Annotated in this window: 9 protein-coding genes; 7 read left to right on the top strand and 2 right to left on the bottom strand. The window is 63.8% G+C overall.

What is annotated here, in order from left to right; translation table 11 throughout:
- Positions 1-2 precede the first annotated feature (2 nt).
- A complete protein-coding gene (gene ybgF / locus AC2VNO_RS08165; RefSeq protein WP_486933670.1) occupies positions 3-773 on the top strand; it encodes a tol-pal system protein YbgF in 771 nt (256 codons plus the stop codon).
- A 27-nt stretch (positions 774-800) separates the two neighbouring features.
- Entirely contained in the window at positions 801-1,559 is a 759-nt protein-coding gene (locus tag AC2VNO_RS08160; protein WP_486933669.1) for a YciK family oxidoreductase, read from the top strand.
- Between the two features lie 308 nt (positions 1,560-1,867).
- On the opposite strand, the gene AC2VNO_RS08155 is transcribed toward AC2VNO_RS08160, so the two are convergent.
- Both AC2VNO_RS08155 and ubiG read right to left on the bottom strand, forming a co-directional pair.
- Positions 1,868-2,530, bottom strand: coding sequence for an HAD-IA family hydrolase (locus AC2VNO_RS08155; RefSeq protein WP_486933668.1), 663 nt, complete (start codon positions 2,528-2,530; stop codon positions 1,868-1,870).
- Positions 2,527-3,246: a bifunctional 2-polyprenyl-6-hydroxyphenol methylase/3-demethylubiquinol 3-O-methyltransferase UbiG gene (gene ubiG, locus AC2VNO_RS08150; protein ID WP_228578749.1), complete on the bottom strand. Its 720-nt coding sequence runs from the start codon at positions 3,244-3,246 to the stop codon at positions 2,527-2,529. The genes AC2VNO_RS08155 and ubiG overlap by 4 nt, the downstream gene beginning before the upstream one ends.
- 168 nt (positions 3,247-3,414) lie before the next feature.
- On the opposite strand from ubiG, the gene galU reads away from it, so the two are divergent.
- The 5 genes from galU to AC2VNO_RS08125 form a co-directional block, all read left to right on the top strand.
- Positions 3,415-4,305, top strand: a complete 891-nt coding sequence (gene galU / locus AC2VNO_RS08145; RefSeq protein WP_486933667.1) for a UTP--glucose-1-phosphate uridylyltransferase GalU — start codon at positions 3,415-3,417, stop codon at positions 4,303-4,305.
- A gap of 5 nt (positions 4,306-4,310) precedes the next feature.
- Positions 4,311-5,624 carry a UDP binding domain-containing protein gene (locus AC2VNO_RS08140; RefSeq protein ID WP_486933666.1) on the top strand — a complete coding sequence of 438 codons (1,314 nt, stop codon included), beginning with the start codon at positions 4,311-4,313 and terminating at the stop codon, positions 5,622-5,624.
- 78 nt (positions 5,625-5,702) lie between these two features.
- Entirely contained in the window at positions 5,703-6,638 is a 936-nt protein-coding gene (locus AC2VNO_RS08135; protein WP_486933665.1) for a hypothetical protein, read from the top strand.
- A gap of 65 nt (positions 6,639-6,703) precedes the next feature.
- Positions 6,704-8,575 carry an autotransporter assembly complex protein TamA gene (gene tamA / locus AC2VNO_RS08130; RefSeq protein WP_486933664.1) on the top strand — a complete coding sequence of 624 codons (1,872 nt, stop codon included), beginning with the start codon at positions 6,704-6,706 and terminating at the stop codon, positions 8,573-8,575.
- Positions 8,576-10,326: 1,751 nt separating this feature from the next.
- On the top strand, positions 10,327-12,057 hold a 1,731-nt coding region (locus AC2VNO_RS08125; protein ID WP_486933706.1), incomplete at its 3' end, for a translocation/assembly module TamB domain-containing protein.

Below are 12,057 nucleotides of genomic sequence, written 5' to 3'. Positions count from 1 at the left end.
GCATGAGACACAGTCTGAAAAGGCTGTGCGGCGCGGGAGCCCTGGTGCTCCCGCTGTCCGTGATGAGCCTTGTCGAAGCCCAGCAGCGCCCCATCGTGGAAGACCGCAGCGGCCAGCCGCGGGGTTTCCTCGATCAGGCCGAAGTGCGTGAAGAGCCGGGCGGTAGCCTGGTGCTCTACAATCAGTTGCAGGAGCATCAGCGCGAAATACAGCAGCTGCGCGGTCAGATCGAAGAGCTGCGTCATCAGCTCGAGCAGTTGCGTAACCAGACCCGCCAGCAATACATGGATCTCGATGAGCGTTTGGCGGCCGGTAGCGCCGGTATCCAGACCGCTCCCGAGGTCGATCAGGAGTCGGCCCGCCAGGTTGCCCAGACCCCTTCGCCGAGCGGCACCAGTGCCGATGCCCAGGCTGCTTACCAGGCTGCCTTCGCCAAGGTGCAGTCGCGTCAGTTCGCCGACGCCATTGCCGCGTTCGATGCGTTCGTCGTCGAGCACCCGGATACCAATCTGACGGCCAACGGCTACTACTGGTTGGGTGAGCTGCACTCGGCGGAAGCCAACCTGGAGCAGGCCGAGACCGCTTTCCGTACGGTCATCGACGACTATCCGCAGAGCAGCAAGGTGCCCGATGCCCTGTACAAGCTGGGCCTGATCAAGGCGCGTCAAGGCGAACTCGAAGAGAGTCGTGGACTGCTCGAACGGGTGCGTGAGGATTACCCCGACAGCAGCGCTGCCGGCCTCGCCAACGACTTCCTGCGACAATCCCTGTAACCGATTGGCCCTGATCAAGGACCCAAGATGACCTGCAAGTTCGACTACGAGGCGCCCGCGGATTTGCTCCGTGACCGCATCATTCTCGTGACGGGTGCCGGTGACGGCATCGGTCGTGCGGCCGCTCTGACCTACGCCCGACACGGTGCCACGGTAATCCTGTTGGGACGAACCATTGCCAAGCTCGAGAAGGTCTACGACGAGATCGAAGCTGTCGGCGGGCCGCAGCCGGCCATCTTTCCGCTCAATTTCGAAGGTGCCACGCTCAAGGACTACCACGACATGGCCGAAACTCTCGACAAGGAGTTCGGTCGTCTCGATGGCATCTTGCACAATGCAGGTCTGCTGGGCCGCATCACTCCTTTCGAACAGTACAATCCGGAGCTGTGGGAGCAGGTGATGCAGGTCAACATCAATGGGCCGATCTGGATGACTCAGGCCTTGTTGCCGCTGCTGCAGGCTTCTGCCGATGCTTCGGTGGTGTTCACCTCATCGAGCGTCGGGCGCAAGGGGCGGGCCTATTGGGGCGCCTATGCCGTGTCCAAATTCGCCACCGAGGGCTTCATGGAAGTGCTGGCGGACGAGGTCGAATATCTGGGCACGCTCAGGGTCAACTCGCTCAACCCGGGGGCGACCCGCACCAAGATGCGGGCCAATGCCTACCCGGGGGAGCACCCCGAAACCCTGCGTACGCCGGAAGAGATCATGCCCACCTACCTGTGGCTGATGGGGCCCGACAGCAAGGGAATCAACGGCCAGCGATTCGACGCCCAGCCGCCCAAGTAAGCAGATGGCTGCTAGGCTTTGTCTGAAGAGTCGGCGAGCGAAGGCCAGGGCTAGGCCCGTTCCCGACGGGCCAGCGCACTTCCCACATCCATGTGGGTCGCAAGGCAAAAATCAGCGACAAATCGGCAGGGAAGCCGATTTGGGCAGCTCCGCTGCTCGAAGAGCGAGCGCCAGGGATGTCGCGAGTCCAAAGACGAAGTTTACGTGGTGTAAATGAGTACTTTGATCGGACTCGCGCACGAGCTGATTTTGACGCCGTATGGCCAAGTGCAGACAGTTTTCAGACATAGCCTAGCCTGCCTGGTAGCTCAGGCAGGCTGAAGCAGGGCCTGAACCAGCGACTCGCATGTCTCGAACCAGAGGTCTGCCGGCCACTCTCGGTAGTCCTCACCCTCTTCGATATAGCCGTAGCCCACGGCGACGGCCACCATGCCGGCGGCGCGTGCCGCCTGCATGTCTCTCAGATGATCGCCGATGTACCAGCATTGAGCAGGGGAGACGTCCAGCCGTTCGGCCGCCACCCACAGCGGCTCTGGCGCCGGCTTTCTCTGTGGAAGGTCATCGGCGCAAAGCAGGGCACCAGGTTCCAGCCCCAGGCTCTCGATCAGTGGTGCCGCATAGGCGCGCGGCTTGTTGGTGACGATGCCCCACGGGCGCTGACTCTCTTCCCAGGCGCTCAACAGGCGGTCGAGATGGGGAAACAGGCAGCTTTCCTCGGCCACCGCTCGTCCATAGGCATCGAGCAGGAACTGGCGCGCCTCGTCATGCCTCTGGTGCGCTTTGTCCCATCCCAACGCCAGCGCGACCAGGGCACTTCCGCCATTGGAAACCTGCGCCCGGATGAGCGGATAGGGGAGCGGTTCGAGACCATGGTGAGCGCGCAGCGCATTCGTGGCGCGGGCAAGATCCGGCGCGGTATCGACCAGGGTGCCGTCGAGATCGAACAGCAGTGCCTGGGGGCAGGCCGTCATACCAGCTCCCGACGGCAGTGCACCATGTAGTTGACCGAGACATCGCGCGATGACAGACGATAGCGGCGGGTCAGAGGGTTGTAGACCAGGCCGCTTTGCTCCCTTACCTCGAGCCCATGCTCGCGACACCAGCCGGCGAGTTCGGACGGACGGATGAACTTGCGATATTCGTGGGTGCCGCGGGGCAGCATCTGCAGCAGATATTCTGCGCCGACGATAGCCAGTGCATAGGCTTTGGGGTTGCGGTTGATGGTGGAGAAGAACAGCTGCCCACCGGGCTTGACCAGGGCGGCGCAGGCTTGAACGACCGAGCCGGGATCGGGTACGTGTTCGAGCATCTCGAGGCAGGTCACCACATCGTACTCACCCGGATGCTCGGCGGCCATGGCCTCGGCGCTGGTCTGCCGATACTCCACCTCGACGCCGCTCTCCAGAGCGTGCAGGCGGGCAACCGCCAACGGCGCCTCACCCATGTCGATGCCGGTCACCTGTGCGCCACGATGGGCCATGGCTTCGGCGAGTATGCCCCCACCGCAGCCCACGTCTAGCACCTTGCGTCCGGCAAGGCCGCAGCGGGCATCGATGAAATCCAGTCGCAGCGGGTTGATGTCGTGCAGCGGCTTGAATTCACTCTGAGGGTCCCACCAGCGGCTGGCCAGGGCCTCGAACTTGGCGATTTCGCCCTGGTCGACGTTGTGGTGGAAGCTTGCGCTCATGTGATCTCTCCGTGTCAATTGGGTCAGGCACCCTGGCAACATTATTTACCTTCGGTATCATGCACTATTGTACCCGTAGCGGCCTGGGCATTCCCATGACGGAATCAAGGACAGGCCAAGGGAGATGCTTTACCGACCGACCATTCTCAAACCGACAAGGAAGGCACCATGATTCGCAAGGCCGTTCTGCCCGTGGCCGGATTCGGCACTCGCTGTCTGCCGGCATCCAAGGCGATTCCCAAGGAAATGATCACCATCGTCGACCGCCCCGTAATCCAGTACGTGGTCAACGAAGCGGTCAAGGCCGGTATCCGTGACATCGTGCTGGTGACCCATGCCAGCAAGAGCGCCATCGAGAACCACTTCGACAAGCACTTCGAGCTCGAAGCCACGCTCGAGGCCAAGGACAAGCAGGAACTGCTCGACGAGCTTAAGGCCATCGTTCCCGATGACGTCAACATCATAAGCGTACGCCAGCCCGAGCCGCTGGGTTTGGGGCATGCCGTGCTCTGCGCGCGTCCGGTCATCGGCGAGGAAGAGGCCTTCGCGGTGCTGTTGCCCGACGTGCTGGTGGATGACGAGGGGCTGCCGCGCAACGACTTGGCCGGCATGATCGATGCCTACGAGACCACTGGGCGCTCGCAGCTCATGGTGGAGGAAGTGCCCTGGGAAAACGTGCACAAGTACGGCATCGTGAATCCCGATGGGAAGCCGCCGGCAGCCGGCGAGTCTTGCCGCCTGGCCGGTGTGGTCGAGAAACCCAGCCGTGAAGAGGCCCCTTCCAACCTGGCCGTCATTGGCCGCTATGTGCTTCCGGGCAGCATCTTTGCCCTGCTGGCCGAGACGCCGCCGGGAGCGGGGAACGAAATACAGTTGACCGACGCCATCGAGACCTTGCGTCAGCGTGACGGTGTGGATGCCTGGCGCATGAACGGCAAGACCTACGATTGCGGTCATCAGCTCGGCTATCTCGAGGCCACGCTGGTCTACGCCCGTCGCCACCCTCGTTTCGGCGAAGGCTTTCGCGAATTACTGACGCGCTATAGCAAAGCGGAGTGAGTGCCATGCGTATACAGATTCATGGCAGCGAGCTTGCAGCGGCCACGGCCGCCGCTGCCCTTTCCTGGGTCGGCCATCAGGTGCGCTGGGTGCCGCATGCTTCGATGCGCTGGCCCGCCCTCAAGACGGCGCACTGGCTGCGGCGGGAGCCAGATCTTCTCGAGCGTCTCGAGGAAGGCTTGGAGCAGGGCACCCTGAGCCTGGCCAACGGTGAGGGTGTCGATCCGGGTGGACGCCTCGATATTCTCTGGCTCGCGCTGTCGCCGGAGCAGCGCGAAGAGGCCGACGAGCTGGTAACCGAGGTCGCTGACGGTCAGGATGGTGAGCTTGTTCTGGTCAACAACTCCACCTTTCCCGTCGGTGAAACCGAACGCCTGGAAGGTCTTCTCGGTGGCAAGGGCCGACGCGCCGTCGCGCTGGTCGACATGATCGAAGAGGGTCGCGCCTGGGACAGCTTCACTCGCCCTGGCCGCTGGCTCCTGGGCTGTGACGACGAGCGTGCAGAGGCTCAGGTGAGGGAGGTGCTGCGCGCCTTCAATCGACGCCGGGACGTCATGCAGCTCATGCCGCGCCGTGCCGCCGAGCTGACCAAGCTGGCGACGATCGGCATGCTCGCCACCCGCATCAGCTACATGAACGAGATTGCCGGTCTTGCCGACAGTCTGGGCGTCGATGTGGAATACGTGCGCCAGGGGATGGGGGCCGACTCCCGTATCGGCTACGAATATCTCTACCCGGGCTGTGGCTTCGGCGGACCGCACTTCTCCCGTGACCTGATGCGCCTGGCCGATGTACAGGAGGCCAGCGGGCGTCATTCCGCGCTGATCGAACAGGTCCTGGACATCAACGAGCAGAAAAAGGAGACGCTGTTCCGTAAGCTCTGGACCCACTTCCATGGCCAGCTCGAGGGCCGTACTGTGGCGATCTGGGGTGCCGCCTTCAAGCCGGGCTCCGCGCGTATCGACCACGCACCGGTGCTGACCCTGCTGCGTGCGCTATGGGCGCAGGGGGTTCGTGTGCAGCTGCACGATCCTGCCGCCACCCCGGCACTTCAGGCCGAAGTGGGTGACCACCCGCTGCTGACGCTGTTCGACGGTGACCCCTACGCTGCCTGCGAGAACGCCGATGCGCTGATGCTCATCACCGAGTGGAAACACTATTGGAATCCTGACTGGTCTCGGCTGGCCGGATCTCTGCGTGAGCGGTTGCTGCTGGATGGGCGTAACATCTACGATCCTGCCCACGTGGCCGGCTGGGGTTTGGTCTATCGCGGTATTGGCCGCCGTGCCGAGCCGCTGGAGCAACCTGCGGCACGTTGAGATGGTAGTGTGCGCGTAGGCGCGCAACCTGCTTACAATGGTGAAGCGCCTGCCGCATCTGCCAACGAGGAGTTCGACATGCCCGAAGCGCGTCCTTCCGAGCGACGTCCCATCGTGCCCGATCCCGATACCAGCCTGACAAGGCCGCGCCGAGCGTCCTACTCCCAGCCCCGCCTATGGCCGCTCAAAATGACCATACTCCTCTTGCTGGCCATGCTGCTCGGCCTGGCTTGGTTTGGCTGGCAGGAGCGAGAGCGCCTGAACCAACACCTGGCTCAAGTGACATCCGAGATGTCGAACGTGCATGCCCGCTTCGATGCCGAAGAGGGCCGTGGGGACAACCTCCAACAGCTCGAATCTCGACTCTCTGCGCTGGCAGACCATGCCGAATCGCTCGTTGCTCGCATGGCTAGCCTGGAAGTCGAGGTCCAGCAGGTCACCGAGCGGGACGGTTCACGATTCGGGGCCGTCGATGAGCGCGTCGACGACATCGCTCAGCGCGTCGACGATCTCTCCCAGAATGTCGAACGTATGGTGTCCGAAGCCGAGAATCGCGAAGCCGTGCTCCAGGCCGTTCGCTCTTCGCTAAATGCAATCGAACGGGCAGGCGAAGAGGGGCGTGTAGCCTTGGCGGCAAGAATCGATACACTGGCAGAAGGCGATCAAAGTGTTGTACAACTTGCTGAGGATCTGCAGAACGTGCAGGAAGCGCTGGCGGAAGAGCAGCGCAGCGTGAGAGCATCCTATGACGAACGGCTCGAAGCCCTCGATCGACAAGTTGCACAACTCTTTGAGCAGCAGCGTGTCGAATTCGATGAGGCCATGCAAACGCGCGAAGCCGAATTGAGCGAGCGTCTCGACTCGCTGGAAGCTAGCATTGAAGCAGGTGCCGACGACGATGCCTCAGAGGCGGTCGAAGCCCTGCAGGCCAGGTTGGCCGGCATTGAGACGGAGCTTCGCGAGCTGCGTCAGGAGCAGCTGTCGCTCAACGCAGGGCTGGAAGCCCTTAGGTAGTATGGCCGGAGCTCGAGACGCTCCGGCGGTAGTCAAGACGGGAAGCCGTAGATATGGAAAGAGGCGTGTTTGCACGCGTGATGGCGGCGGCCTTGGGTCTTGGCATAGCGCATGGCGCATTGGCCCTCGAGGCAAGGATCGACGGTGTCGAGGGTGCTGTCGCCGAGAACATCAGCCACTATCTCAGCGAAGTGGATGCCGTTCAGTACGACCGTCGCCGTCTGGAAGGTGAAGTGATGCGCCGCACCCGTGAAGCCATGCGGGTGTATGGTTACTACGAGCCGAGGATTCAGCCCCGTCTCGACGAGCGCGAGCCACCGCGTTACGTCGATCTGGCCATCGACTCCGGTCCGCAGGTGATCGTTGAGGTGCTCGAGGTACGCCTCGAAGGCCAGGCTGCGCGGGATGAGCCATTTCGCGACACCGTCGACAGCCTGACACTTCAGGTTGGCGATCCTCTACTTCATGCGCCCTGGGATCGCATGCGCAGCCGCCTCGCCAATCTGGCGCTGGAGCGCGGCTACTTCGGCTGGAGTTTCACCGATCGGCGCATGGAAGTGCGGCCTTTCGACGAGAGCGCCAGGCTTTATCTGACCCTCGACAGCGGACCGCGCTATGCATTCGGCAACATCACGCTGCGTGGCCACCATATCGTGGAAGAGCGCTTGCGCAACCTGGCGCCTTTCGAGCCTGGCGAGCCTTACCTTGCGGGCCAGGTTGCCCTCTATGCCCAGCGCCTGGGACAGACCAACTGGTTCAGTTCGGTAAGCGTACGCCCTCGGCTCGATGCCAGGCGCGAGCTTGCCATCGCACCGCCGACGCTGGGCTGGTGGAACATGGTCACCACCGAGGGCGAGGCGGCGCTGCCGCAGGCGCCAACCATGCGGGCCGCCATGGCCAGCGGTCCAACGGTCTCTGCCATGGCACTGGCCGGTGTCTCGCGCCTGCATGCCCCCGAGCAACCCAACATGCCGATCGATGTGTCGCTGGTTCCGGCGGATCGTCACCAGTTCGAAACCGGTATCGGCTACGCCACCGACGTCGGGCCACGCCTGCACTTCGGCTGGGATCAGCCGTGGATCAACCGCTACGGCCACAGTCTCGAGCACGATCTGTCGCTATCAATGCCGGAGCAGCAGTTTACCGGCACCTATCTGATGCCCCTCGACGATCCCTTGCGCGACCAGTATCGGTTTCAGTACGGCTTGCGTCATCGTGACAACCAGGACACACGTACCAGCGAGCTGACCCTCGAAGGCGCTCGGCGCTGGGAATTCGACAACCACTGGGTGCAGACACTGTTCGTGCGTGCCACCTATGAGGACTTCACTCAGGGCGGCGAGGCCGAGAGCGTGTTCCTCTACTACCCGGGCGTAAGCTGGTCACGCACGCGAACTCGCAACCCACGCTTCCCCACCTGGGGGGATCGTCAACGCATCGCCTTCGAGTACTCCGATACGGCCTGGGGCTCTGACGCCACTTTTCTGCGCATGACGGGCAACACCGAATGGATTCGCATGTTCGGGGACAATCTGCGCTTCGTGTCCCGGCTGGCTATCGGGGCCATCGAAACCGATGATTTCTCCCAGATACCGCCTTCACTGCGTTTCTTCACCGGCGGCGATCGTTCGGTGCGCGGCTACGGTTATGAAACCCTTGCACCACGCAATGAAGAGGGGCTGCTACGCGGTGGCCAGCAGATGCTGGCTGGCAGCCTCGAGCTCCAGCACCGCGTGCGCGGCAACTGGTGGGGGGCCGCCTTCATCGACAGCGGCGATGCGTTCGACAACTGGGGGCCGGATACGCTCAATACCGGTGCTGGCCTGGGCGTGCGGTGGATCTCGCCTGTGGGCCCGGTACGCTTTGATATTGCTCACCCCTTCGATGACGAGGAGAACTCGTGGCGTCTGCACTTCGCCATCGGCCCGGAATTTTGAGAACACGCCTGCTGCTCTGGTCGCTGCTGCGTCTGTTCATCCTGCTACCCCTGCTGGCTATCGGAGTGCTGTTCCTCGTGCTCGGCCTTGCGCTGTCGCCCTGGGGGGCCAACCTGCTGCTGGAAGAAGGCGCCAAGCGCGGCTTCTATCAGTTGGAGAGTTTCGAGGGTGCGCCGCTCGATCGCCTGGTGCTGCACGGCTTCCAAATCGAGGCGGGGCCTGCCGAGATAGCGGCCGAGCGACTCGAGCTCGTCTGGGCTGACGACTGCCTGTTGCGTGGCCGCCTGTGTATCGAGCGGCTGGCCATGCAAGGCGGGCAGGTGCGACTGCAACCGGGCGAGGATCAAGGCGCGATGGAGCGGGAACAAGAGCCGGCCGAGGCGGGCGATCCCTTGCGGCTGCCGCTGCCCGTGGAGCTGCGCGAGCTGGTACTGGATGATACCCGAGTGCTGCTGGCTGACGGCACGCAGATCGACCTTGCCAATCTGACCACGGCCGCTCAGGCGGCGGGTTCTCGACTGGAGCTGGAAGCCACCCGCGCCGAAGGGCTGCGTGTCCGACTGCCCACCAGTCCCGAAACGCCTGCTGATCCCGAGGCAGGGGCAGGAGAGGCGGCACCGCATCCCTCACCGGTGGGACAGGACGTTGGGCAGGAGATGACGCCTGCGCCGTTCCGTTTCCCCCTTCAGATCGAGGCCCCCGAGCTCGACCTGAATGATGTGGTCGTGCGGCTGGGCGACGGCACGCAGATAGCGTGGCACACCTTGCATACCGGCCTCGAGGCCGAAGGTGACCATCTGCAGGTGCTGCCGACTCGGCTGGAGCGGTTGCGTGTGGATATCCCGCTACGAGGACCGGAGCAGTTGGCTCTCGAACGGTCGGCAGATGCGGCGGTGTTGAGCCGGGAGGCGCTGGCATCGGCTCAGGCGGTTCGGCAGACCGAAGCGGAAGTGCTCGAGGCGGAAACCCCGCTCGAAGAGCGCGAGCGCATCGAACTGCCCGAAGTGACCTTGCCGTTCGGCGTGTCCGCGCCGCGTATTCATCTGGAGGACATCGCAGTGCGCGGGCCGGTGGATTATGACCTGCGCCATCTGACTCTCGCCCTGGAGGCCAGTGGGCGGGAAGTCGAGATCTTCGCTCTGGAAGCGTCCAGCCTGGATGCGGATGTGAGTCTCAGCGCTCGTGTCGAGCTTCATGGCGACTACCCGCTCGAGGCGCGTCTCGAAACGGCCCTGTGGCTCCCGGAGCTACTCCCCGAACTGGCCGGGCAGCGTCTCGACCTGAGACTGGATGGCACCCTGGCTCAGCTCGATGCCGAACTCATCGCACGCGGTCCGGTGGACGCTCGACTGACCGCGCAAGTGGATGCCCTGGACCCCGAGCTGCCATTCACCGCCAGGGCCGGCAGCGAACTACTGCAGTGGCCATTGCCCATGGCCATTGCCCATGCCGAAGACGATGAAGACTTCCGCGACCCCTTTGTGGTCGAGGACCTCGATCTGCGGCTCTCGGGCTCTCTGAGCCAGTATGCCGCTTCGCTGTCGATGCATGTCGAAGGGCCCGATGTTCCCCTGACGAGAATTGCGCTCTCGGGCACTGGCGATCTTGGCCACTTCGCCTGGACACCGCTTTCGCTGAGCCTTGGCAACGCCTCGGTTGTCAGTCGAGGACGGGTGGAGTGGCAAGATGGCCTGGCGCTGGATGCCACGGCGCGCCTCGACAACCTGAACCCGGGTCAATTTACCGATGCCATGGAAGGTCGACTGAGCGGCAACCTGGATATCGCCTTCCGCCAGACGGATGAGGGTTGGCAGCTGCAGGTGCCTCGGCTGGCCATCGATGGAGTGCTGCAGGAGCTGCCGCTGTCGCTGCGGGCGCGGTTGGCCGGTGACAGCGATATGCGCTGGCAGGTCCGGGAGTTCGATTTTCGCCAGGGGCAGAACCGTATCACCGCCGAGGGCGCCGTCTCGGAGCAGCGCATGGACCTGAGCGGTGACATCTCCCTCACCGAACTCGGCAGCCTGCACGATGAGCTCAGCGGAAGCCTGTCCGGACGTTTCCGCACTGCGGGCACTGTCGAGAGGCCTCGCCTGGTTCTCGATCTTCAGGGCAGGGAGCTGGCGTTTGCCGATAACCGCCTCGAAGCGCTGCAGCTCACCGGCAGCGTGCAGGGGCTGGACGACCCGGAACTCGACGTGAATCTCGCCATCGAGCGTCTGAATGCCGGCGGCCAGCGATTCGATGAGGTAACGCTGGCCTTGGGCGGTCGGCTTTCGTCGCATCGCGCCGAGCTGACGGCGATTGCCGGGCGGGGCATGCCGCTCTCGCGGGCGTCACTGGCTCTCGAAGGGGGCCTGAGCAGCGATAGCCAGCGCTATACCGGCCGCATCGACCCGCTTGAAATCGATACCGACTACGGTGAAATGCGCCTGGACGACCCGATCGCTTTCAGTGCCAATCTGACTACCGGCCGGGCTCAGGTACAGCCGTTCTGTCTGCGTCGCGAACAGGGCGGCCGACTGTGCCTGGAGGATACTCTCCAGGCCGGCGCCGATCAGGGGCAGGCCAGCCTGACGTTGCGTGAGCTGCCCATGGAGATGCTCAATGAATGGCTGCCTGAGGATTGGCGTGCCAGCGGCCAGACCGACCTGCAGCTGCAGGCACGCTGGCGGCAGGGCGGCAACCAGTGGAACGTCGAGGCGGACCTCGCCAGCCGGCTGAGCCTCCAGGGAGTCGATATCTACGGCCAGCCCTGGACGATGCCGGAGAGCCGCCTCGAGATGCAACTCGATGCCAGCCAGGCACGCACGGCGTTCAACCTCGACCTTGGACTCGGCGATGCCGGCCGCCTGCAGCTTGACATCGGGCTTGACGATCCGCTGGGCGCCGGTGAGCTCGAGGGGAGCCTGGTATTGGATCGCCTCGATCTGTCGCGCTATCGGACCCTGGCTGCCGGGCTCGACATGCTGGAAGGTATCGTCAGCGGCCGGGTGGACGTCTCGGGCAGCCGGGACAACCCGAGCCTCGACGGTGCGCTCGAGCTGACGGGCCTGCGTGCCTCGGGCCTCGATGTGCCGCTTATCGTCGAGGATGGCCGCATACGTATCGAATTCACCGGCGATGGGGCACGCATCATGGGTTTCGTCGCCAGCGATGAAGGGCGCTTGGTGATCGACGGTAATGCCAGTTGGCCGTCGCTCGACGACTGGCGTATTGCGGTCGACCTCGACGGTACGCGCCGACCGCTGCTGGTGACTCTGCCTCAATTCGGCCGCTTGCGAGTCGCGCCGGAAATCGCCGTGCGCATCAACCCTCAGGCGCTGCAGGTACGTGGCGACGTCCGTGTGCCCTGGGCACGTCTTGAAGTCGGCGAAGCTCCCCCGGCGGCGGTCAGCCCCAGCCCCGACGAGATCATCATCACGCGTCGTGACGAGGCGCGGGCACAGCGGCAAGAGGAACTCGTCGCGACGAGCGGCGATGAT

Source organism: Halomonas sp. TH-94 (assembly GCF_057473365.1).
This window is presented reverse-complemented; position numbering and strand designations above follow the sequence as displayed.

What these genes read in the sequence shown, in the direction of transcription:
- AC2VNO_RS08155 (WP_486933668.1), bottom strand. Translation starts at nt 2,530, where the DNA reads ATGACGGCCTGCCCCCAGGCACTGCTGTTCGATCTCGACGGCACCCTG.
- AC2VNO_RS08140 (WP_486933666.1), top strand. Translation starts at nt 4,311, where the DNA reads ATGCGTATACAGATTCATGGCAGCGAGCTTGCAGCGGCCACGGCCGCC.
- AC2VNO_RS08135 (WP_486933665.1), top strand. Translation starts at nt 5,703, where the DNA reads ATGCCCGAAGCGCGTCCTTCCGAGCGACGTCCCATCGTGCCCGATCCC.
- ybgF (WP_486933670.1), top strand. Translation starts at nt 3, where the DNA reads ATGAGACACAGTCTGAAAAGGCTGTGCGGCGCGGGAGCCCTGGTGCTC.
- galU (WP_486933667.1), top strand. Translation starts at nt 3,415, where the DNA reads ATGATTCGCAAGGCCGTTCTGCCCGTGGCCGGATTCGGCACTCGCTGT.
- ubiG (WP_228578749.1), bottom strand. Translation starts at nt 3,246, where the DNA reads ATGAGCGCAAGCTTCCACCACAACGTCGACCAGGGCGAAATCGCCAAG.
- AC2VNO_RS08160 (WP_486933669.1), top strand. Translation starts at nt 801, where the DNA reads ATGACCTGCAAGTTCGACTACGAGGCGCCCGCGGATTTGCTCCGTGAC.